This is a genomic window from Corallococcus macrosporus, assembly GCF_017302985.1.
Lineage (GTDB): Bacteria > Myxococcota > Myxococcia > Myxococcales > Myxococcaceae > Corallococcus > Corallococcus macrosporus_A.
The window spans coordinates 144,248-165,811 of record NZ_JAFIMU010000008.1 but is presented as its reverse complement, the minus strand read 5'-3'; the positions used below and the strand labels follow the sequence as shown (position 1 = coordinate 165,811).

Genomic DNA, 21,564 nt, shown 5'->3' with positions numbered 1-21,564 from the left:
CCCCATGCACCGCACCCTCTTCACCCTGCTCGCCGCACTCCTCCTCGCCGTGCCCGCCGCGGCGCTCGCCGCCAGCCCGGATGCGCGGCCGCCGCGGCCCGCGCAGAAGGGCAAGCTCGTCTTCGTGGCCACCACCGGGCTCGAGGACGTGGGCACCCTCACCAGCAGCTTCCGCCACGCGGTGGCGGCCAAGGAGTCCGGCTACCTCTCGGACGTGGTGTGGTTGAGCTACGGGCGCTCCATCGTGTCGCTGGACCCCACCGTGAAGGCCGTGCCGGAAAGCGTGAGGCAGGCGGCCGAGAAGGCCAGGGCCGCCGGGGTGCGGCTGGTGGCCTGCGGCAGCGCGCTGAAGAAGTACGACATCGACCCGAAGAAGCTGCAGCCGGCCGCCGAGGTGGTGCCGAACGGCGTCGCCGAGCTCTCCCGCCTCGTGGCCGAGGGCTACCAGGTCATCCGCTACTAGCCCGACCGCAGGGCAGGCAGCCCCGGCGCCAGGGGGCGCGAATCTTTTCTGCCGCCCCCTGGCTCCCACCCGCACATCGTCTTCACGTCCCGCGGAGAAGGAAACCCCCATGCTCTTCCGTCAGCTCTTCGACTCCGAAAGCTCCACCTACACCTATCTCCTCGCCGACGGGCGCACCCGCCAGGCGCTGCTCATCGACCCGGTGCATGAGCAGGTCGAGCGCGACCTGAACCTGCTGAAGGAACTGGACCTCACGCTCGAATACGTGCTGGACACGCACGTGCATGCGGACCACGTGACGGCCGCGGGGCTGCTGCGCCAGCGCACCGGCGCGCGCGTGGTGGCCAGCCACCGGGGGGCACCCTGCGTGGACGTCAAGGTGCACCACGGTGACGTGCTGGCACTGGGCGCCCTGCGGGTGGAGGTGCTCGAGACGCCCGGCCACACCGACGACAGCGTCAGCTACCGGATAGGCAAGCGCGTCTTCACCGGGGACGCCCTGCTGGTGCGCTCCGCCGGCCGCACGGACTTCCAGAATGGGGACGCCGGGCACCTCTTCGACTCCATCACCGGTGTGCTCTTCAAACTCCCGGACGACACCGAGGTGTACCCGGCCCACGACTACAACGGCCACACCCAGAGCAGCATCGCGGAGGAGAAGCGCTACAACACGCGCGCCGCCCACCGCGAGCGCGAGGCCTTCGTGCAACTGATGGGCAACCTCAACCTGCCGCCCCCCAAGAAGCTGAACGAGGCGGTGCCGGCGAACCTCGCCTGCGGGGTCATCTCGCCCACTCAGACGTCCTCACCCCAGGCCTGACCTCTGGGCGGGGGGAAGGCCGCAACGCGACCTTCCTACGCCGATGGCGCCGCGGGCGGGGAAACCTCGCTCGCGGTGCGCCGTGCGCGCCACTTCTGCACGAGTCCCACGGCGAGCAGCGCGGGCGTGGCCACGATGCACAGCGGGCAGACCGCGCCCGTGACGAGCGCGCCCAGTGCTCCCACGGCCCCCACGCCCAGCCCGCTCGCAAGGAGTTCGTTGCCGCTGCCCTGGCAGTTCCCCGCGTCCGTCGTCTCGCGGGACATCACGCACCCTCCTGGCCGCGCATTGCAGGGGCGTGCCGTGACGCCTCCTGGCGCACCGCGTCCATGTCGAGCGCACGCACCTGGGCGAGCACCTCTTCAAGGGCAGAGGCGGGCCGTACGCCTGGCTGCGCGAAGACGGGGATGCCGTCGCGGAACACCGCCACCGTGGGGATGGAGCGGATGCCGAGCGCGCCTGCCAGTGCCGACTCCGCCTGCGTGTCCACCTTCCCCCAGGTGACGTCCGGGTGGACGGCCGCCGCGGCTTCGAAGACGGGGGCGAAGGCACGACACGGCGCGCACCCCGCGGCCCGGAAGTCCAGCACCACGATGCCGGGGCTTCCCACTGTTTGCTTGAGGTTCGCTGCCGTGACGTTCACCGTCGCCCTGTCTTCTTCCTCCACGCCCGCGCGGGGCTGCGGGGCGGGGCGCTCGTCGCCCCGGCCTCGACACGTGGGAGCCAGGGCCGTCCCGGGAGGATTCAGGTGTATCGGGGAAGGCTCTACACCTATTGCCCCACGGCAGGGCTCGCACCGAATGCCCCGACGCCGTTCTCCATGGCGCCCAGGTCGTGGACGTGCTGGAAGCCCGCCTCACGCAGCACCTGCGCCGCCTGGGCGCTGCGCCGCCCGGTGCGGCAGTACACGATGACGGGCTGGTCCGCGGGAATGGCGGGGCGCTCGCCGGCCTGGAGCGACTGCAGCGACAGGTGCTGCGCGCCCACGAGGTGGCCTTCGCCGTACTCCTCCTGCGTTCGCACGTCGAGCAGCAGGGCCCCATGGGCCACGAGCTCCTGTGCGCGTGTGGCCGTCACGGCGGTGGCCGGCCGCGTGGCCGGCGCCACCTCCTCGCGCGGCGTCGCACATGCGCCCACGACAGCGAGGGGCAGGGCAAACCCGAGGCCGGCGGCGGCCAGGAAGCGGATGGAGGGGCGGGACATGGCGGGGCTCCTTGGAGACAGGTGGGGCTGCGGTGCGAGGTGTGAGCCACGGGACGCCGTCGAGGATTCACCCCCAGGTGAACGGGGGCTGCGCGGGCTCGGAGCGGCGTTATGAGCATGGGATGGCGAATGACAAGACCGACGCGGAGCTGCTGACCCTGGCGCAAGGCGGAGATGGACGGGCGCTCGAGGCGCTCCTGGGCCGCCATGAGAAGCAGGTGTACCGCTTCGGGTTGCGCATGTGCGGCTCGGAGGAGGACGCGAAGGAAGTGTTGCAGGAGACGCTGCTGGCTGCCTTCAAGGGCATGCACGCCTTCCGCGGCGAGGCGGAGCTGTCCACCTGGCTGTACCAGGTGGCGCGCACGCACTGCCTGCGCACGCGCCGCAAGCGTGCGGGTGAGCCGGACACGCTCGAGGCCCTGGACGCGCCCGCGGCGGCCGCTGTCCATGCCGAGGTCGCGGCCCCCGACGAGGGCGCCCACGCGCGGCAGATGGGCGAGGTGCTGCAGGCCGCCATCCTCGCGCTGCCCGACACCTACCGCGAGACGCTCATCCTGCGCGACGTGGAGGGCCTGTCGGCGGAGGAGGCGGCGCAGGTGGTGGGCATCGAGGTGCGCGCCCTCAAGAGCCGGCTGCACCGCGCGCGCATGCAGCTGCGTGAGCACCTCGTCACGTTGATGGGCGAGGGCGGCGAAGCCGCCGCACCCGCCGGGTGCCCGGAACTCGCCGAGGAGCTGACGGCCTTCGCCGCGAGCGAGCTCGACCAGGCGACCTGCGTGCGCATCGAGGAGCACCTCACGCGCTGTCCGCGCTGCGCCGGGGCGTGCGATGCCCTCAAGCGCTCGGTGTCCCTGTGCCGGCGCATCCCGGGCGACGAGGTGCCGGTCCCCGTGCGGGCTGCCGTGCGCCAGGCGCTCGCGCGGGCCGTGACCTCCGGCTGAAGGCGTGCGCAGCCAACAAGGAGAAGGGTGGCCGGGAGGGAGCTCCCAACCGCCCTCGTTCACTCCGGGCTCCCCCGACGCGCTCCTGCTTCGCGCCCCGACCACCGCCGTGTCGAAGTACGTCACCTGAAACGTGTTGGGCATGTCTGCACCCGCAGGACGAGGGGGAAGGGGGCGTGCTCAGAGGGCCGCCACGTCGGAGCATCCATGCACATCGCGTGGATGCCCCCTCACGCTCGCTTCGCGTCCGGCTATCGTTGTTCAATGGCTGTGCGAAAAAGTTCAGGGGCCCTCGACTGGGAGGACGTGCGCTTCTTTGTAGCGCTCGCGCGGGCCGGCAGCCTTTCGTCCGCCGCGCGCAGCCTCCAGGTGAGTCACGCCACGGTCGGCCGCCGTGTGGCCGCGTTGGAGGAAGCGCTGGGCTGTACGCTCTTCAACCGCCGGGCGGACGGCTACACGCTGACGGTCAAGGGCGCGGCCGTCCTGGAGTCGGCTGCGGACATGGAGGAGCGCGCCCTGGCCATCCAGCGCCGGGCAGGCCAGGGTGGCAGCTTGACGGGCACCGTGCGGTTGACGGCCGTGGAGGGTATGGCTGAGCGCCTCCTCATCCCGCGCGTCGCGGACTTTCGCCGCCAGCACCCGGGCATCGACCTGGAGGTGATTGAGGACTCGCGCTCCCTCAGCCTTGCCAGGCGCGAGGCTGACGTCGCCATCCGCCTCGCCCGGCCTCGGTCCGGAGAGCTCTTCGCCCGCCGCCTCTCAGCCCTTGGCTACGGCGTTTACGCGGCGCCGCGCGGTGACACGTCCGCGTGGGTGGGCTACGACGACTCTTTCGCGTACCTCCCAGAATCGCAGTGGTTGGCCCGGCACGCCGCCGGAGCGCGCATGGCGCTGCGCGCCAACGGCTTCATGGTGCAGTTGGCCGCGGTGCGCGCGGGCTTCGGCAAGGCGCTGCTGCCGTGCTGGTTCGCTGAGCAGGAGCGGGGCCTCGTCCGTCTGCCGCCTCCCGCCCCGCTTCCCGAGCGCGAAGTGTGGCTGGTCGTGCACCGCGACCTGAGGGAGGTACCGCGCGTGCGCGCCCTCATCGACGCGGTGGTGGCCATCTTCGAGGCGGAGCGTGAGCGGCTTGGGCCGCGTGGCACCTGAGTGGCGAGTGCACCTCCTCGGCCACGAGGTGGGCTGGGAGTAGCCCGCTTCCGTGGACATCCGCGATGTGATGGAAGGAGCACGGGATGTCCGCGACTGACGAGAAGCAGTGGACGCCCCGCCGGCCGCGCCGGGAGCTCACGGCGGAGTACAAGGCCGGGGCGCAGAAGCTGTGGGTCGAGGCAAGCCCGGAGCGCTGACGACGCTGGAGCGGTGCGCCTCGGGTGCATGCGGAACTCAAAGCCAGAGGCCAGCGGGTGGCCCGGATGCGAGTGGCTCGCCTGATGCGCCAGGTGTGCTTGCGTGGCCGCGCACGGCGTCGCTTCGTGCGGACCACCGACTCGGCCCATCGCCACCCGGGGGACCGAACCGCCTGGGAAAGAACTTTCAACCCGGCGCCGCAAGGTGGTGGGCCGGGCGATGGGCGGGAAAATCGACCTTCCATTCCGCTGGCCTGAGCCTTGCCGGGCTTCCCTGAAGCAGGTTGGCCATGGGGCGCGCGGCGTTCAATGACACACGCGGACACGGCGTTCCGCACTGGGCGGGCGTCGCGCGTGGAGGGCGGGCCGGGGCAGGTCATGGTATGGCCTTGCGCATGTCCCAGGTGCCCGCACTGGCCGCGACCTTCCTCTCGCACACGAAGACGCGTTTCGTGCCCCCTTCGCCGGAGGACCTCGCGGCGCTCGACGCCCTGTTGTCGCGCGCCTGGGAGGACGCGCAGGCCCGCTGGCCCGGGGTCGCGCTGCCCGCCGCCAGCTTCGTGGCCCACGTCGCGGAGCGGCTCCCCCCGGCGGCCCCCACCTCTCCCATCGCGCCGCTCGTCTCCAGCCTGTCGCTGGCGGAGCTGTACCTCGCGTGCGCCTGCCTCCAGGGCCACTCCGCCGCGCACGAGGCCCTGGAGCGCCACTACCTGGCCCGGCTGCCGGAGCGGCTGCGCGGCCTGCGCCAGCCCGACGCGATGATCGACGAGGTCCGCCAGCGGGTGGGCGTGAAGCTGCTGGTGGCCAACGCCGGACACGCGCCCGCCATCGCGGACTACACGGGGCGCGGCGGCCTGTTGAGCTGGGTGGTCGTCATCGCCGGGCGCATCGCGAACAAGCTGCGCGGCCAGGAGAAGCCCTCGACGGAGGACGACGCGGAGGAGCTGTTCAAGGCGCTGCCCGCGCAGGGGCTGGATCCGGAGCTGGACGTGATGAAGCGCCGCCACCACGCGGCCTTCCGGCAGGCCGTGCGCGAAGCCGCCGCCACGTTGTCGGCCGAGGACCGCCATCTGCTCCGCCTCCACTTCGCCGACCGGCTCTCCACGTATGAGATGGCGCCGCTCTTCCGCGTCAACCAGTCCACCATCTCCCGCTGGTTGAAGCGGGTGCAGCAGCAGGTCTACGCGGAGACCCGGCGCCGCCTCCAGGAACAGCTCGGCCTCTCCACGGAGGACTTCCAGAGCTTCATCGCCTTCGTCGACAGCCAGCTGGACCTGACCCTCAGCCAGCTCCTCGACGAGAAGCGCGAGCCGCCGTCCGAGGGCTGAACTACCGCACCGACGCGGGGTCGGCCTTCGGGGGCCCGTAGGACAGGTTGCGCAGGAGCGCGGCCCCGGGCTTCACGTCGCCGCGGCTCACGGTGCAGACCTCGCCCTCGCCGCGCGCGTCGCCCGCGTCCGCCTGGAACCGGCCGGGGCACTCCTGGAGGATGAGGTCCAGCGCCCGGCCATCCCGCGTGCGGGAGAGGCAGGTGGCGCCGTCGGGGGCCCAGGCCGCCTCGAAGGACCCCTTCGCCGGGTCCCACTCGCGCGTCACCTCGGTCGCGCGCTCCAGCACGCCCATCCGGTCATAGATGTCGATGGTGGTGTCCTGGCGCGTGTGGCTGCGGCCGTTGCCGCAGTAGTCCGCGCGGGCCAGCCGGGTGCACGCCTGGTGGAGGCCGGCCAGCGACTGTCCGTCGCGCGAGGCCCAGGGCGCGTAGCCCCAGAGGATGCACTTGGAGATGGCGCCGTTCTCACACGCGAAGGTGACGCGGTCCGGGGCGTCGGTGTGGGCTCCCGTCGCGTCCCACACGCCGCCCACCGCGAGCGCCCGGGGCGCGGGCGAGCGGTCCAGCGCGACGCAGGGGTTCTCCCACTCGCGCGCCACCGCGTTCCAGGCCTCGATGCGGTAGAAGACCCGGCCCGGATCATCCGCCGCGGGCTCCGCGCCGCAGATGGCCACCTCCACCGGCTTGCCGTCGCTGGCGGTGCCCTGGAGCACCGTGCCCACCACGTCGCTGGCCGTCGCTCCGGTCTCGGGTGCGGGGACCGCCCACAGGCGGCCACCCTCGAAGCGCAGGGCCTTCACCCCGGGCTCCGCCTGCCGGGGGGCGTCCAGCGCCACGGAGACGAGCACGCTGGTGCGCTCGTCCGTCGGCTTCTCCGCGTCCCAACTGCGCTTGGTGCCCCACAGCATCGTGCCCTGGGGCCGGGCGATGCGCTGGGTCGTCTGGGACTGGCAGCGGCGCTCGTAGCGTTCGGCGTCGGTCGGGCCGGTCACGGACCGGGTGGGCCCGGGCTTCGGCGCGACGGGCGGTGCGGCCTGGACACGCGCGGACAGGAGCAGGAACAGGCACGCCGGCAGGGCTTTGAAGGACGCGTTCACGTTTCCCAGGAGCCCCCGAGGCGCAAATCGATGCACGGAATCCGCCCGTCCCTCAGTCCCACCCACGCAGTTGGACGCGCACCCGCCGCAGCAGCAGCTCCCACTCCTGCCGCTTGAGGGTCGCCATCACGCGGCCGGTGACGATGCTCAGGCCCGCCAGGGTCATCACCAGGAACCCGATGCGGTGGTCCCGCAGCCCCGCGTCCAGCAGGTTGGCCACCACGTCCAGGAGCAGGAACAGCGTCCCCAGCGCCAGGTAGGCGCGGATCCGCAGGGCCATTCCCACCGCCACGCCCAGAAGACAGACGGCGCCGAAGACAATCGCATACGTGCCGTCCGCGGACTCGCCCATGCGGGCCGCCAGCTTCGCCGCCGCGGGCACGTACAGCAGCAGCCCGCCCAGGATGCGCACCGCGTTGCGCGCCGCGTGCGGGAGGCTGGACGTGAAGAGCTGTCCCATCATCAGGAGCAGCAGCCCCAGCGGCGCCAGGTACACCTCCAGCCCCTCCAGGCCGTACGCGAGCGCGGCGAGCAGCAGCGCCAGGTTGCACGCGGCCGCGGCGAACGCGCCGAACATCCGGCTGCGCTCCACCGCGCCCAGCGCCGCGTACAGCAGGCCGGAGCCTCCCGCGAACAGGGCGGCCTCGCCCGTCGCGTCGCCCGGGAGGACCAGCGCCACCGCGATGGGCAGCAGCGCCGCGAACCGCCGGGTCGCCTGCTCCACGGGGCGCACGCCCGCCCTGCGCGCCAGCACCGTCACGCCCACGAGGACGAAGCCCAGCGACAGCGCGAACAGGGCGTCATGCTCGGGGCGCAGGCCCTGCGCGTACAGCCCGCGCACCAGCGCGTAGACGCCCACCGCCGCGACCTGCACGAAGTAGACGTGGCGGCCGGTGTGCTCGCGCCACGCGGCATGCAGGGCCACGCCCACCGCCAGCCCGATGGCCCCGAGCGCCACGGGCAGGACGTCCTCCGAGGCCCGGCCTCCGACGGCGACGGCCGCGAGCAGCACCGCGCTCGCCACCAGCCACAGGTCGCGGCCCCAGCCCATGCCCCCCGCGACGTCGCCGCGGCGGCGCGCCATCGCGCGGCGGCCCGCATGGAGCACCAGCGCGCTCCCCGCGGCGGCCAGCGCCAGCATGGCTCCGGACACCGCGAAGAGGTCCAGGTACGCCGGCGCCCGCGAGCCCATGCCGCGCGACAGGAACACCATCCCCGTGGCGACCACGGCCCCGCCGGCCACCATCGTCCCGAGCCCCGCGATGAACCCGGCGAGCGCCCCGCGCCACTGGAACGCCGCGACGAGGAGCGCCGCCGCCAGGAGCCCGAGCGTCAGCGGGAACGCGGTGGAGACCATCCACGACCCGCCCAGCCCCTCCAGCATCCGCCACACGAGGACGGGGACGGCGAACGTCGATGACGTGTCTCGCGTCACGGCCAGCGCATACACCGTCGCCGCGATGAAATAGGGCACCACGGCCTGATGGGCACGCAGCCGCGCCCGGCCCTCGTCCAGGCCTCGCCGCTTCGCGAGCCAAGGCGCGACGACCACCACCGCGAGCCCCAGCAGCGCGAGCGTGGGCCCCGGCCAGGCTTCGACGCTGGTCGCCAGGTGCGCCTGGGCATGGACAAGCAGCATCAGGCCCATGCCCACCACGCCGCGCCCGGGCCCGCGAGCGCCGCCCACGAACAGCACGGCACCGGTGGCGATGACGAGCGCCGCCGCGGTCAGGCCGGGCTGGAAGAAGGCCGCCGCCACCACAAGCACCACGGCCGTGAGGGTTTCGCGTCGCAGGGCCTGGAGGAAGGGCCCCGGACGGTCATCGGTCCCCAGGGACAGCAGCCGCCGGAAGAACGCGCGTCCCGCTTCCACGCGGGCCACCACGACCGCGAACCCGGCGTAGGCGAGCCCGGCGGCAGCGATGCCCGCGAACGCACGCTGCCACAGCAGGAAGCGAGTGCTGTCCGGCGGCATCCAGGCGGCCGGGTTCCGCCAGCTCAACGCGGGGCTGATCAGGTGCTCCGCCGTGGCGCGGATCCATTGCCCGTTGGGCGGCACCAAGGCCACCAGCGGGCCTCCGAGCAGCGACTGCTGCGCGGCCCAGAGCGCGGCGCCAGGAAGCCCCAGCAGCAGGCCCAGGTGCGCCAGGGAGCGAGAGCGGAACGAGGCCGCGAGCAGGACCGTCAGCAGCGCGGGTCCCAGCACCAGGAGCGGCGGCACCAGCCCCAGCGCGCGTGAAACATCCGGCAGGCCCACGACGACGGCGGAGCGCAGCAGCACCACCGCCAGCACGGCCACGCCCAGGTGCGGCACCGCGTGGTACAGCGGCCCGTGCCGTGGCTTCTCCAGGCGCTCGCCCACCCAGGGCCCCTCACGCCGCAGCACCAACGCCAGCGCCCACAGCGCGATGCCAATGAGCGGCAGGCGCCATGCGCTCACGTCGGGCGGGAGCGGCCGGCCCGCGCGATTGACGATGGCGGTGAGCGCGATGAACCCACCGCCCGCGGCGAGCGTCGCCACCGAGCCCCGCAGGTCGAACGCCACGAAGCCGCGCGACACGAACGCCAGCAGCGCGCCGGCCGTGAGCAGGGCTCCGGCGAGCAGGGCCACGGGCCGCTCGGCGCTGGTGGGCAGGGTGGTCCAGTTGAGGAGCGTGACGACGGTGAAGAGGGCCTGCACGAGCGCCGCGCCCGCGAAGCCATCCGTGAAGAGCGGTTGTCCCTTCGCGCCGAAGGGCAGGGGGATGACGTCCAGCAGCTTCCGGCCCTTCACCCGTTCGAAGTCACGGCCGCGAAGCAAGGCGAGGAGCGCGAACCCGAAGCCCAGCACCGAGGCCACGAGGGCGGCCCGCGCCGAGGCGAAGTCGGACACCGTGCCCAGGGCCTGGGACACCGTCATCGCGAGCCCCGTGGCCGCCAGGAAGCTCACGAGCCGGCTGCCCTCGCGCCGGACGCGGAGCAGCAGCACGCCCGTCATCACCGCCATGGGCAAGCACGCGAGCAGCGCCGCATGCGCTCCCGCGAAGGACACAAGCGCATCCGGAAGCACAGGCGCGACGCCCAGCGCCCTCACCACGCCGAGCACGGCGATGCCCAGCGACAGGTCCTCCAGCGGCCGGAACGCATCCCGCAGGCCCTGGCGCTCCACCCACGCGGACTGCGCCAGGCCACCCAGTCCATACAGCACCGCCGCGAGCGCGAAGACGGCGAGGCTCGCCGCGCTGGACGCAAGCCACGGTGTCGCGTCCACGGCCGCGAGCGCACCGAAGAGCAGCGCGACGCCGCCCAGGTAGTGCAGGCCCCGCCACCTCCACCGCCCCGCGAGGTGGGCCGCGACCGCGATGACCGCGCCCGTGAAGGCCCGGGGCCAGGGCAGGTCCGTCCCCTGCGTCCATGCCAGCACCGGGAAGGCAGGCATCGTCGCCAGGGAGGCGACGACGCCCCAGGCGAGCATCCGGTTGCGCAGGCCGCCGGAGGTCGTCACCCGCGCCAGGAGCAGCAGCGCGGACGCCACCACGGCGACGCCGAAGCACCACCACGCCGGCGCATCGGGCGCCTGGACGTGCGCGACCAAAGCCCCCGCGAGCAGCGCGGCCATGACGGCCGGATGCACCAGCGCCCGCCGACGGAACTCCAGCAGGAAGAAGACGAGCGCGGCCAGCACGGGCGCGCACGCGGACGCCGTGTCCACCCAGGGCTGCTCGCCCGGGAAGGTCGAGAACGCGCCCAGCGCTCCCGCGAGCGCACCGCTGGCGACCACCGCGTGCGCCAGCGTCTCCACCACCGCGGACGCGCGCGGGTACGCCGCCCGGACGGCCTCCGAGGACGAGGCCACCGCCACCACCGCGCCCATCGCCACCGCCCAGAGCACGAGGCCCGCGAACAGGGGGCTCCCCGGCTCCAGCGCATCGAACCCGGAAGGGCCGCTCGCCACGCAGAAGACCGCCAGCCACAGCGCGCCGTAGAGCGCGGCGCCCACGCCCACGAACGAAGCCCTGCCCGCGTCCGCCGCCCGCGCCCGCCACGCCGAAGCCCCCAGCGCCACCACGCCCGCGAACGCGCACGACACCCTCAACCACGGCGCGTCGTCCCAGCCCATCAGCGGAAGCCCCGCCAGGAGCGAGGGGAACAGCGCCACCGCCAGGGTCGTCGCGGACGTCCCGTGCCACAGCCGTCCAGCGGCCCTCAATGGAAGCAGCGCGACCGCGGCGACGCCCAGCGCCGTGGGAACGCCCATCCCGGGAGCCAGCGCCACCAGGGCCGACAGCGCGATGAACACCACGGGCAGCAGGGCCAGGCCGATGCTCGCGAGCACGCGTCCCGCCGACCGCGACCGCCGCGCCAGGAACGTGCCCAGCCCGATGAAGGCCGCGTGGTAGCCCAGCAGCGCGCCCGTGACGATCAACTGCCGGGGCACCCCGCCGAGCGCCCGCCACGCCTCGCGGACCCCCATGAGCGAGCCGCCCAGCACCAGCACCGCGCCCAGGAACCACCAGATGTACTCATGAAGGCGGGGAGGGTTGTCGCCCTCATCCAGCGCGAGCACCGCCTCCAGTCCGCCGCCCCCCATCGAATCCAGGTGCCCGCGCGCGAACAGCGCCTGCCCGGAGCCCAGCGCCGAGCCCAGGTCCTCCTCGCTGGAGGACCCGTCCCCGTCCAGGACCGCCGCCCGCCGCCGTGCCGCCTCTTCCCGCTCCGCCCGGGCCGTCTCGTCCAACGAGTGCGCGAGCGACGCAAGCCATCCCGGACGCCACCCGCCCGCGCGCCGGAGCGAGTGCGCGACGTCATCCGCCCAGGCCTCCACGCGAGCCGCGGGGTCGACGGGCGGTGTCTCCGGAACCACGACCGGCGCCATCTTTTCGGGCAGCTCCGGAGCCGTCACGACCGTGCCGACGGGCGCCAGCAGCGAGGCCTCCAGCCGGTCCGCCGTGGTGGGGTCCAGCAGCCCATCGAAGCGCCAGCGCTCCAGCCGTTGCCGCATCCGCGCCAACACGAAGTCATCCAGGTGCGGCCCGGTCGCGGGCACGAGGGCCGCGCCGCACTCCGGGCACAGGGGCCCGGAGTCGGTCGCGCGCGGTTCCGCACAGGCAGGGCAGAGCATGGACACCAGCATACAGGGCCCCCCACCTCCGGAACGCGGTCCCTGGTGACACTGTCACCTCACGGCGGCCCGGCCATGGCCTTCCACGGCCGGGCCCCGTGTCACGTCCTTACAGACCGTCGTGGTAGCAGAAGCCGCTGCCGCGGTCGTAGCCGCCACCGGAGAGCGGGTAGTTGACGTAGCCCAGCTCCTCGCCCGCGCCGCAGTCCGACCGGGCGCGCGCGTAGCGCAGGCAGGTGGCCTGGCCCGAACCCGTCAGGTCCGCGCAGACGCCGCGCGCACCCTCGACGCCGCAGAACTCGGTGAAGCCCGCGCTGCACGTCTCCCCAATCAGCGCGGTGTCGAACGCGAAGCCGAGGGGCTCCAGCACGGACTGCTCGATGCACAGGCCGTACACGCCGCAGACGGTGCCGCCGGGGCAGCCGGGGACCGCCGCCATCGGGTCGCACGTCTTGAGGCACTGCGCGTTGTCCGAGAGCAGGTCCGTGCACGCGAAGCCCTGCGCGCAGTCCGTCGTCACCGGGTGGCTGGCCTCCGGGCCCGGCGTGGCCGTGCACGCCGCGCCCTGCGTCTTCGTCCCCTGCGACTTCTCCAGCGTGCCGTCATCCGCGAAGTAGTTGTCCGCCACGCAGGTGTAACCCGGCAGGTTCGCCGTCAGCGAGCCCTGGCGCGGATCGCAGCCCAGCGAGCGCACGGTGTTCCAGGTCGCGTAGCGGATCCACTTGCAAGCCCCGCCCGGGACCACCGCGCTGCCGCGGTAGGGGGCGCTCAGCGGCGGCGCCGTCACCGACTCGCGCAGCGTCACGTTGGCCAGCGCGCCCACCGTCTGCTGCGGCGACAGCTTGATGGCCAGCAGCAGCGAACCAGAGTCCGCGACGAACAGCTTCTGGGCCGTCGTCCCCGCGTCCTGGTAGCCGTAGACGCACTGCTCGCAGGTGAAGAGGTTCGCGCCGCCCGCCGCCAGGTCATGCAGGCCCGGCGCCGTGTTCACGTCCAGGCGGATGAGCGCGCTGTCCGCCACCGCCGGGTCCCCGAAGGGGCTGAACGTGCCCTGGTAGGTCGGCTGAGCGCCATACTTCACCGGCGTCAGCTGGATGCCGTTCGCCAGCTCGTTCATCGTGATTTCGGTACACCCCGTCGGTGGGGTGAGGGCTTGCGCCTGCTGCTGCAGCGCCTGCAATTCCTCCTTGCCGGCGGACTCCTCCTGCGGCTCCACGTCACAGCCCGTCAACGCCATGCCCAGTACGGCGCTCCAACGCCACGCACGAAACCCGAGGCTTCGAGTCGTCATTGTCATTCTCTCAAGATGTAGGGTTCGAGGCTGCCCGGGGGGAACAGCCTTTCCGGCGACTGCTGCCGTTCTACCTACCATCAAGGACTGACATTGCATTGTCATTGCGAAGCCATCTCATGGCCTGAGAAGGCAAGACATTGGCGGGCTAGGGCTTCTTGTTCCGTTCCCTCAAGGCCTTGCAGGGGTCGTCCTCTGGCATCGCGGGCGTAAACCAGACGTAGTCGTAGGGCAGGGCGCCCGCGTCCGCGTAGTCCTGGGGCTTCAGCGCCTCTGGCGACACCTCCAGCAGCGCCACGCTCAGCACGGGGGCGTCCTTCACGCGGCGCTCCAGGTGCGCGGGGACGGCGCGGTCCTCGCGGACGTGGCCGTTGCCGGTGATGAGCACCGCGCCGTCCGCGGTCACGGTCTCCAACAGCCGGTCCGCCATCATCGCGTCGCGCGCGCGCTGGGCCAGCGCCATGGGCTCCAGCATCTCCTGCGGCAGCTGTCCGCAGTGCGAGCGGTCCAATTCCTCGCGGACCGCCTTCGCCTCCGCTTCCGGCACGGGCGCGTCCAATCCCAGCCGCGAGCGCAAATCGGAGGGCAGCGCCTCCGGGCCCTTCATCACCAATTCCCGCACCCGCGCGCGGGGCAGGTTGGCGGCGACGATGGGCAGGTGCGCCTGGAGGCCCGCGCTGAACACGGGGGCGTAGAGGCTGAAGGCGGGCCAGCCGCTGTTCGCCCAGTCCACCGCCTTCGCCAGTCCCTCCACGTCCTCCGGCCGGGCCTTCAGCGCCGCGTCCACGGCGGGCTGCTGGGTGACGTCCAGCATCTCGAAGGCGAGCGCGGGGTGCTGGCCCGCGGCCGTCTTCGCGCGCACCAGCTCCGCCTGGAGCCGGTGGTGGTCCGGGTGGTCATGCCGCTCGCCAATGAGCACGAAGCGCGCGGGCACAACCGCCGCGCGCAGGGCGCTCTCGTCCACGAAGCGGCCCGCCGCCACGTCCCAGACGCGGCCCACCAGCGGGTGCTCCCGGTGCAGCGTCGTGGCCCACTCGCGCGAGGGAGTGGGGGAGGGCTGCTGCCGGCTGGCGCAGCCCGGGGTCAGCGCGAGGACGAGGAGGAGGGGGAATCGCGTCATCCCCGCATCTCACCCGGCCTGTCCGCCTGCTTCCAGGGGAGGCGGCGGGCGAGTGGTGGGAAACCCGCTGAAAAGCCCTGCTCGGTAGGCGACGAAAGGGCCCCGTCGGCTGACTCCGGCGTTGAAGCCCGGGGGCCTGCCCGATACGTCCTCTCCAGGTCCTCCCGTCACCCCGTCCCGCACCCTTCCGAGCCCGCCCTGACCCGTCCGACGAACGAACAGAAGAGCGCGGGGCCGGTGGACGCCGCCGCCCCTTCGCCGTCCGGGGATGGCTGGCTTGCCTCGCTGCGCGGCGGCAGCGAGATGGGGCGCATCATCCTGGAGCGTGACTGGAGCTCGACCCCGCTGGGCCCCATGGAGGGCTGGCCGCAGAGCCTGCGCACCGTGCTGGGCATGTGTCTGACGACGCGCTTCCCCATGTTCATCTACTGGGGCCCGGAGCGCGTGCAGCTCTACAACGACGCGGGCATCCCCATCATGGGCGCCAAGCACCCGCACCACGCGCTGGCGCCGCTGCGCGACGTCTTCCCGGAGCTGTGGCCGGACCTGCGCCCCATGTTCGACGAGCTGGAGCGCACGAAGCAGGCGAGCTGGGCGGAGAGCCAGCCGCTGCCCATCGTGCGCAACGGCTTCGCGGAGGAGGCCTACTTCACCTTCTCCTACACGCCGGTGCTGGATGACCGGGGCGCGGTCGTGGGCTTCTACACGCCGGCCATGGAGACGACGGGGCAGGTGCTGGGCCAGCGCCGCCTGCGCACGCTGCAGCGCCTGTCCGAGCGCGCCAGCGGCGCCCTCTCCGTGGAGGCCGCCTGCCTCGCGGGCCTGAGCGCCCTGTCGGAGAACGGCTCGGACCTGCCCTTCACCTGGCTCTACGTGACGGACGCGGAGGGCGAGCGGGCCTCGCGGGTGGGCTCCACCGGCATGGGCGCCCGGAGCGCGGCGGTGCCCGCGCACCTGGACCTGCGCGCGGAAGGACTCCTCGCGCGCGTGGCCCGCACGCGGCAGCCGGTCCGGGTGGACGACGTGAACGGGTGGCTCGACGCGGCTCCGGAGCCCGGGAGCGCGCCCCGGCCGGCGCTGGTGCTGCCGCTGTTGCACGCGGAAGGGGACCGCACCCTGGGCTTCCTGGTCGTGGGCCTGAGCCCCCTGTTCTCGCTGGCGGGCGAATACCTGGGCTTCATCGAGCTGGTCGCGGGGGCGCTGGCCACCGCCGCCTCCAGCGCCCGCGCGCAGCAGGAGGCGCGCGAGCGGATGGAGAGGCTCGCCGCGCTGGACCGCGCCAAGACGGCCTTCTTCAGCAACGTGAGCCATGAGTTCCGCACGCCGCTGACGTTGATGATTGGACCCGTGGAGGACGCGCTGACGGACGCGGCGGAGCCGCTGGGGCCGCGGCAGGCGGAGCGGCTGGTCCTGGTCCAGCGCAACGCCAGCCGTCTGCTCAAGCTGGTCAACACGCTGCTCGACTTCACCCGCACGGAGGCCGGGCGCGTGCACGCGGTCTTCCAGCCCACGGACCTGTCCGCCTTCACCGCGGAGCTGGTGAGCCACTTCGAGTCCATCGCGAAGCGCGCCGGGCTGGTCCTCACGGCCGACCTGGCGCCCCTGCCGGAGTCCGTCTGGGTGGACCGCGAGATGTGGGAGAAGGTTGTCTTCAACCTGCTCTCCAACGCGATGAAGTTCACCTTCGAGGGCGGCGTCCACGTCCAGCTGCGCCAGGTGGAGGGACACGCGAGGCTGACGGTCCGGGACACCGGCACGGGCATCCCCGCCACGGAGCTGCCGCACATCTTCGAGCGCTTCCACCGCGTGGAGAACGCCCGCTCGCGCAGCCACGAGGGCAGCGGCATCGGCCTGAGCCTCGTGCAGGAGCTGACGAAGCTGCACGGTGGCTCCGTGGGCGTGACGAGCGAGCCCGGCACGGGGACGACGTTCCAGGTCGAGGTGCCGCTGGGCAACCAGCACCTGCCGCGCGAACAGCTGGCCCCCGAGGGCAAGGAGGTCCTCCGCTCCAGCGGCGAGGGCGCCTCGCCCTTCGTGGAGGAGATCCGCGGGTGGCTGCGCACGCCCGTCGCGCCGGAGTCGGGAGCGCACGTCCCGCGGGGCGCGCCGCCGCTGCCGCTGCCGCCGGATGCCTCCGCGCGGGTGCTGGTGGTGGACGACAACGCGGACCTGCGCACGTACATCACCGGACTGCTGGCCGGGGTGGTGACGGTGGAGACGGCGGAGGACGGCATGGCCGCGCTCCAGGCCATCCGCGAGCGGCCCCCCGACCTCGTCGTGAGCGACGTGATGATGCCGCGCCTGGGCGGGTTCGGGCTGCTGCGGGAGCTGCGCGCGGACCCCCGGCTGCGGGCCATCCCCTTCATCCTGCTGTCGGCGCGGGCCGGGGAGGAGGCGTCGGTGGAGGGGCTGGAGGCGGGCGCGGATGACTACCTGGTGAAGCCCTTCTCCGCGCGTGAGCTGTCCGCGCGGGTGCGCACGCAACTGGAGATGGCGCGGGTGCGCCGGGACGTGGCGGCGCTGGAGGCGCGGGAGGTGGCGTTGCAGGAGGCGGTCCGCGCGCGGGACGACTTCCTGTCCGTCGCGAGCCACGAATTGAAGACGCCCCTGGCGGCCTTCCGGCTCCAGCTGGAGCGGCTGGAGCGCGGCCTGGACGCGGGCGTGCGGGCCGAACTGCGCGAGCGCTTCCTCGATACCCGGCGGCAGGTGCAGCGGCTGGTCACCATCGTGGAGACGCTGCTGGACGTGTCGCAGCTCACCGCGGGGCCTCCGCACCTGACGCTGGAGGACGCGGACCTCGCCGCGCTGGTGAAGGACGTCGTGGCCCGTCAGCAGGAGGACCTGACGCGCGCGGGGTGTGCCCTGACGCTGCGGAGCGACGGGCCGGTGCCGGTCCGCCTGGACCGGGAGCGCATGGCGCAGGTGGTGCGCAGCCTGCTGTCCAACGCGCTGAAGTACGCGCCGGGCAAGCCGGTGCAAGTGCACGTGGAGCAGGACGGCCCGCATGCGCGCCTGACGGTGGTGGACCACGGCATGGGCGTGCGCCCGGAGGACCGCGAGCGCATCTGGGAGCGCTTCGAGCGCGCCGTGTCCGTGCGCAACTTCGGAGGCCTGGGCCTGGGGCTGTGGATTGCCCGCAGGGTGGTGGAGGCCCACGGCGGCGGTGTCGGCGTTTCGGAGACGCCAGGGGGCGGCGCCACCTTCACGGTGACACTGCCCCTGGCAGGCCCGGACTGAAGCCCCGGTCGCGGCTACTTCGCGAAGCCGGAGGTGCCGACGCGCACCCACACCGAACAGGCGACGAGCGTGCCGGGGCCGGCCTCACCCGTGCAGGCGCGGAACGCGATGTTGATGCCGTTCGCGAAGCTGCGGTCACACGTCCGGGTCGTCCCCGCGCCCTGGCTGTTCCAACACATCGTGTAGTTGCCCGTGTTGTAGTTATAGATGTGCGCCACCGCGGAGTGGCCGTCCGCCGCGGTGTCCGAGACCACGAAGTTGTCGGTGTCCGAGTTGTACCGCACCGACGAGCCCGCGATGGTCACCGTCGTGATCTGGCTCGCGGAGACCTCTCCCGCCGACGCCTCCGGCGGCGCGACGTCCGGGCTCTGGGCCTCGGACACGAGCGTGGACTCCGCCTCCTCGGGCATCCCACCACAGCCGAACAGCAGCCCAGCCAGCGCCAGCGCGGGAATCGAACGGGTCATCGGTTTTCTCCAGGTGCGGGGACGCAGGGGCGCGTCCACGGCACATAGGGGTAATAATCTTTTTACGTCCTGTCAATCTAGTCCTGGATTACTGGTTGTGGGCTGCCTTTGCGTTGTTCCAGATGCGACAAGGCCCGCGCTCCCCAGGTGGGGGAGGCGGGCCCTGTGTCAGGCAACGGCTGCCGGAAGGACTACTTGGAGTCCACCACCAGCACCATCCACCGGTCGGTGGCGTGGTCGATGCGCACGTTGGCGGCGCCGGCCTCCTGGAGCTGGCCAATCACGCGCTCCAGGAACTGGAGCTGCTCCGCGGACGCGTCCACGAACACGTTGCGCGAGCCCGGGCCCTTCGCCTTCGGCTTCTTCGCGGGCGCCGCGCCGCTGTGCAGCTCCGGCGCCGCCGCGGCCTTCAGCAGCGTCCCCGCGTCCTCCGACGTCACCTCGGACCGCTCGTCCTGCACGTCCACGTCCTGCTCCTCCTTGGGGGCGGAAACCGGAGCGGCGGGCTGCGAGGCCAGCTCCTTCTTCGCCTGGTCGCGCAGCTCGTTGAACGTGCGCAGGTTGATGGTCGCGCCGAAGCGGTCCTTGAAGCTCTCCAGGGCGTCCTGGCGGCTCAGGTCAGGCTGGGTGCGGAAGAGGTCGAGCAGGAACGCGTGACGCTCCTGCGACTGCTCCTGGGAAGTCCTGGGCATGGCGGTGTGGCTCCGGCGGTGTGGCCGCATGAAGAAAGGCGGCGCACCCTATACCCGAGCCCGGCCCCGGAACGAAAGCCGGGGTCCCCCTACCGCCCGCGAGGCCCCGGACGCGGCGTGCGCCCCCCACTGCGAGCGCCCGACGGACGCGGCTGCACCGGACGGGGCCACGCGTTCGTCGCGAGCCGCTCCTCGGGCTCCGTGCTCTCCGCCGCGCGGCGCAGGTTGCGCGAGGCCTCCGCGGCGGACTCCGGCGGCACCAGCGCGTTCGGTCCCCGGCCGATGAGGTCCTCCCGGCCCGCGAGCCGCAGCGCTTCACGCGCCAGCGGCCAGTGCTCCGGGTTCCAGTAGAGCAGGAGCGCCTTCTGCAGCCGCTTCTCGCGCAGGCCCTTCGCCGTGTACACGGGCTCCATCTTCAGCGGGTCCAGGCCCGTGTAGTACATGGCCGTCGCCACCGACATGGGCGTGGGGATGAAGTCCTGCACCTGGCGGGGGCGCTTGCCCTTCTCCTTCAGCCACTGCGCCAGCAGCACCATGTCCTCCAGCGTGGAGCCGGGGTGGCCGCTGATGAAGTACGCGATGTCGTACTGCTCCTTGCCCGCGTCCTCGCTGGCGCACGCGAACATGTGCTGGAAGCGCTCGAAGCTCTCGATGCCGGGCTTCTTCATCTTCTCCAGCACGCGCGGCGACACGTGCTCGGGCGCCACGGACAGCTGGCCGCCCACGTGGTGCGCCGCCAACTCCTTCACGTACTCCGGCGAGCGCTCCGCCAGGTCGTACCGCACGCCGCTCGCGATGAAGACGTGCTTGATGCCCGGCTCCTCGCGCACCTGCTTCATCAGCGAGATGAGCGGCCCGTGGTCCGTCTGGAGGTTCTCGCACACGCCCGGGTGCACGCAGGACAGCTTGCGGCAGCGGCTCTCGATGTCCTCGCTCTTGCACTTGAGCTTGTACATGTTCGCCGTGGGGCCCCCCAGGTCGGTAATCGTCCCCCGGAAGTCCCCCATGCGCCGCACCTCGCGCACCTCGCGCAGCACGCTCTGCGCGGAGCGGCTCTGGATGACGCGCCCCTCGTGCTCCGTGATGGAGCAGAAGGTGCAGCCGCCAAAGCACCCGCGCATCAGCACCACCGAGTGCTTCACCGTCTCGTAGGCGGGGATGGGCTCCTTGTACATGGGGTGTGGCACGCGGTTGAACTTGAGGTCGTACAGTTCATCCATGGCCACCGTGGCCGTGTCCCCGGGCTTCTGTCCGGCGCCGTCCTCCAGCGGCCGGGCGGGCGGGTTCATGAGGATGGCGCGGTTGCCGTGGCGCTGCGCGATGGCGCGCGCGTTGCCGGGATTGGTCTCCAACTGGAAGTCCCGGCTCATCACCGCGAAGGCGCGCGTGTCCGCCACCACCTCCTCGTAGGAGGGCAGCACCACCACCTTGTCGCGGTCCGCCGCGCGCTTCGCCGGGTCCGCCTCCAGGGCCTTCATCGCCGCGTCGTTGATGAGCCGCGCGGTGCCCCGGATGTCCGTCAGGTCCCCGATGCGCTCGCCCCGGTGGAGCCGGTCGGCGATCTCCCAGATGGGCCGCTCGCCCATGCCGAACACCAGCAGGTCCGCCTTGGCGTCGAAGAGGATGGAGCGGCGCACCTTCTCGCTCCAGTAGTCGAAGTGCGCGATGCGCCGGAGGCTCGCCTCGATGCCGCCCAGGACGACGGGCACCTCCGGGAAGGCCTCGCGGCAGCGCTGCGCGTAGACGATGGACGCGCGGTCCGGCCGGCAGTTGGTGCGCCCGCCCGGGCTGTACTGGTCCTCCGAGCGGTTCTTCTTCTGGGCCGTCAGCCGGTTGAGCATCGAGTCCAGGTTGCCCGCCGCCACCCCGAAGAAGAGCCGCGGCGCCCCCAGCGCCTTGAAGGGCTCCGCCGAGTGCCAGTCCGGCTGGGGGATGAGCCCCACCTTGAAGCCCCGCCCCTCCAGGAAGCGCGCGATGAGCACCGGCCCGAAGGCCGGATGGTCCACGTAGGCGTCGCCGCTCACGATGATGATGTCGCATTGCTCCCACCCCCGGGCCTGCATGTCGGCGCGGGTCACGGGTAGGAACGGGTGGGCGTAGCGCGGGGGGATGGAGGCCATGGCGTGTTCCCCTCAACAGCGGGGGAGGGCCCAACCAACCCCATCAGGGAGGGCGCTGTCCACTGCGACGGCCGCCTGCCCCCCTGCCCCCCGGGGAGGGCGGCAACCCGCCAGGTCCTCCAAACCCAGACGGACCGTGCACCGTTTCTCGACTCCTTGCAAAGACAGACACCGGGTCATTGGGGCTCCAAAGGGGTGTCTGTCTACACCTGGACCCGGGTACAAGTTTGCCGGTATTGCTAGAAAATTCCGTTTGTGGCAAAGACTGTTCACGGGCCCTGGCTGTCATTGTCTGGCGTCGGGTTCCGCCTTCCCGCTCACCTGGCACCGCCCTGT

General features: G+C 72.5%; 16 protein-coding genes and 1 pseudogene. 7 read left to right on the top strand and 10 right to left on the bottom strand.

All coding sequences use genetic code 11. The features are described from left to right. Nucleotides 1–4 precede the first annotated feature (4 nt). Together JYK02_RS27480 and JYK02_RS27475 are read left to right on the top strand one after the other, a co-directional pair. A complete protein-coding gene (locus tag JYK02_RS27480; protein WP_207055524.1) occupies nucleotides 5–463 on the top strand; it encodes a DsrE family protein in 459 nt (152 codons plus the stop codon). A gap of 109 nt (nucleotides 464–572) precedes the next feature. Then, nucleotides 573–1,283, top strand: coding sequence for an MBL fold metallo-hydrolase (locus JYK02_RS27475; protein WP_207055523.1), 711 nt, complete (start codon nucleotides 573–575; stop codon nucleotides 1,281–1,283). A 35-nt stretch (nucleotides 1,284–1,318) separates the two neighbouring features. On the opposite strand, the gene JYK02_RS27470 is transcribed toward JYK02_RS27475, so the two are convergent. The 3 genes from JYK02_RS27470 to JYK02_RS27460 all read right to left on the bottom strand — a co-directional run bounded on the left by JYK02_RS27470 (nucleotide 1,319) and on the right by JYK02_RS27460 (nucleotide 2,486). Continuing rightward, nucleotides 1,319–1,549, bottom strand: a complete 231-nt coding sequence (locus JYK02_RS27470) for a hypothetical protein (RefSeq protein WP_207055522.1) — start codon at nucleotides 1,547–1,549, stop codon at nucleotides 1,319–1,321. After that, nucleotides 1,549–1,926 carry a thioredoxin family protein gene (locus tag JYK02_RS27465; RefSeq protein ID WP_347402598.1) on the bottom strand — a complete coding sequence of 126 codons (378 nt, stop codon included), beginning with the start codon at nucleotides 1,924–1,926 and terminating at the stop codon, nucleotides 1,549–1,551. The genes JYK02_RS27470 and JYK02_RS27465 overlap by 1 nt, the downstream gene beginning before the upstream one ends. Nucleotides 1,927–2,054: 128 nt before the next feature. Continuing rightward, on the bottom strand, nucleotides 2,055–2,486 hold the full coding sequence (locus JYK02_RS27460) for a rhodanese-like domain-containing protein (RefSeq protein WP_207055520.1): 432 nt from the start codon (nucleotides 2,484–2,486) through the stop codon (nucleotides 2,055–2,057). A gap of 122 nt (nucleotides 2,487–2,608) precedes the next feature. On the opposite strand from JYK02_RS27460, the gene JYK02_RS27455 reads away from it, so the two are divergent. The 4 genes and pseudogenes from JYK02_RS27455 (at nucleotide 2,609) to JYK02_RS27440 (ending at nucleotide 6,101) form a co-directional block, all read left to right on the top strand. Next, complete coding sequence (locus tag JYK02_RS27455; protein WP_207055518.1) at nucleotides 2,609–3,427, top strand: RNA polymerase sigma factor; 819 nt, start codon at nucleotides 2,609–2,611, stop codon at nucleotides 3,425–3,427. 306 nt (nucleotides 3,428–3,733) lie between these two features. Then, nucleotides 3,734–4,573: a LysR substrate-binding domain-containing protein gene (locus JYK02_RS27450; protein ID WP_207055517.1), complete on the top strand. Its 840-nt coding sequence runs from the start codon at nucleotides 3,734–3,736 to the stop codon at nucleotides 4,571–4,573. A gap of 200 nt (nucleotides 4,574–4,773) precedes the next feature. Further along, nucleotides 4,774–4,923 (top strand): annotated as a pseudogene (locus JYK02_RS39925) (IS3 family transposase); the annotation flags it as partial. Between the two features lie 233 nt (nucleotides 4,924–5,156). After that, nucleotides 5,157–6,101, top strand: a complete 945-nt coding sequence (locus JYK02_RS27440; protein WP_242589273.1) for a sigma-70 family RNA polymerase sigma factor — start codon at nucleotides 5,157–5,159, stop codon at nucleotides 6,099–6,101. A gap of 1 nt (nucleotide 6,102) precedes the next feature. Here JYK02_RS27440 and JYK02_RS27435 read toward each other — a convergent pair whose 3' ends face one another. The 4 genes from JYK02_RS27435 to JYK02_RS27420 form a co-directional block, all read right to left on the bottom strand. Next, nucleotides 6,103–7,200 carry an ADYC domain-containing protein gene (locus JYK02_RS27435; RefSeq protein ID WP_207055513.1) on the bottom strand — a complete coding sequence of 366 codons (1,098 nt, stop codon included), beginning with the start codon at nucleotides 7,198–7,200 and terminating at the stop codon, nucleotides 6,103–6,105. 52 nt (nucleotides 7,201–7,252) lie between these two features. Continuing rightward, on the bottom strand, nucleotides 7,253–12,226 hold the full coding sequence (locus tag JYK02_RS27430; protein ID WP_347402597.1) for a hypothetical protein: 4,974 nt from the start codon (nucleotides 12,224–12,226) through the stop codon (nucleotides 7,253–7,255). Nucleotides 12,227–12,410: 184 nt separating this feature from the next. Continuing rightward, nucleotides 12,411–13,592 carry a hypothetical protein gene (locus JYK02_RS27425; RefSeq protein WP_431603504.1) on the bottom strand — a complete coding sequence of 394 codons (1,182 nt, stop codon included), beginning with the start codon at nucleotides 13,590–13,592 and terminating at the stop codon, nucleotides 12,411–12,413. A 148-nt stretch (nucleotides 13,593–13,740) separates the two neighbouring features. Next, nucleotides 13,741–14,712 carry a ChaN family lipoprotein gene (locus JYK02_RS27420; RefSeq protein WP_207055508.1) on the bottom strand — a complete coding sequence of 324 codons (972 nt, stop codon included), beginning with the start codon at nucleotides 14,710–14,712 and terminating at the stop codon, nucleotides 13,741–13,743. Nucleotides 14,713–14,949: 237 nt separating this feature from the next. On the opposite strand from JYK02_RS27420, the gene JYK02_RS27415 reads away from it, so the two are divergent. Beyond that, on the top strand, nucleotides 14,950–17,949 hold the full coding sequence (locus JYK02_RS27415) for an ATP-binding protein (RefSeq protein WP_347402596.1): 3,000 nt from the start codon (nucleotides 14,950–14,952) through the stop codon (nucleotides 17,947–17,949). A gap of 14 nt (nucleotides 17,950–17,963) precedes the next feature. On the opposite strand, the gene JYK02_RS27410 is transcribed toward JYK02_RS27415, so the two are convergent. The 3 genes from JYK02_RS27410 to JYK02_RS27400 all read right to left on the bottom strand — a co-directional run bounded on the left by JYK02_RS27410 (nucleotide 17,964) and on the right by JYK02_RS27400 (nucleotide 21,228). After that, nucleotides 17,964–18,416, bottom strand: coding sequence for a hypothetical protein (locus JYK02_RS27410; protein WP_207055507.1), 453 nt, complete (start codon nucleotides 18,414–18,416; stop codon nucleotides 17,964–17,966). Nucleotides 18,417–18,607: 191 nt separating this feature from the next. Beyond that, nucleotides 18,608–19,108, bottom strand: coding sequence for a hypothetical protein (locus JYK02_RS27405; protein ID WP_207055506.1), 501 nt, complete (start codon nucleotides 19,106–19,108; stop codon nucleotides 18,608–18,610). Nucleotides 19,109–19,197: 89 nt separating this feature from the next. Beyond that, a complete protein-coding gene (locus JYK02_RS27400; protein ID WP_207055505.1) occupies nucleotides 19,198–21,228 on the bottom strand; it encodes a YgiQ family radical SAM protein in 2,031 nt (676 codons plus the stop codon). Nucleotides 21,229–21,564 lie beyond the last annotated feature (336 nt).

Excerpts from the sequence above, each read along its gene's own strand:
- JYK02_RS27425 (WP_431603504.1), bottom strand. The coding sequence starts at position 13,592 with ATGACGACTCGAAGCCTCGGGTTTCGTGCGTGGCGTTGGAGCGCCGTA.
- JYK02_RS27440 (WP_242589273.1), top strand. The coding sequence starts at position 5,157 with ATGGCCTTGCGCATGTCCCAGGTGCCCGCACTGGCCGCGACCTTCCTC.
- JYK02_RS27455 (WP_207055518.1), top strand. The coding sequence starts at position 2,609 with ATGGCGAATGACAAGACCGACGCGGAGCTGCTGACCCTGGCGCAAGGC.
- JYK02_RS27410 (WP_207055507.1), bottom strand. The coding sequence starts at position 18,416 with ATGACCCGTTCGATTCCCGCGCTGGCGCTGGCTGGGCTGCTGTTCGGC.
- JYK02_RS27470 (WP_207055522.1), bottom strand. The coding sequence starts at position 1,549 with ATGTCCCGCGAGACGACGGACGCGGGGAACTGCCAGGGCAGCGGCAAC.
- JYK02_RS27405 (WP_207055506.1), bottom strand. The coding sequence starts at position 19,108 with ATGCCCAGGACTTCCCAGGAGCAGTCGCAGGAGCGTCACGCGTTCCTG.
- JYK02_RS27480 (WP_207055524.1), top strand. The coding sequence starts at position 5 with ATGCACCGCACCCTCTTCACCCTGCTCGCCGCACTCCTCCTCGCCGTG.
- JYK02_RS27475 (WP_207055523.1), top strand. The coding sequence starts at position 573 with ATGCTCTTCCGTCAGCTCTTCGACTCCGAAAGCTCCACCTACACCTAT.
- JYK02_RS27420 (WP_207055508.1), bottom strand. The coding sequence starts at position 14,712 with ATGACGCGATTCCCCCTCCTCCTCGTCCTCGCGCTGACCCCGGGCTGC.
- JYK02_RS27400 (WP_207055505.1), bottom strand. The coding sequence starts at position 21,228 with ATGGCCTCCATCCCCCCGCGCTACGCCCACCCGTTCCTACCCGTGACC.
- JYK02_RS27460 (WP_207055520.1), bottom strand. The coding sequence starts at position 2,486 with ATGTCCCGCCCCTCCATCCGCTTCCTGGCCGCCGCCGGCCTCGGGTTT.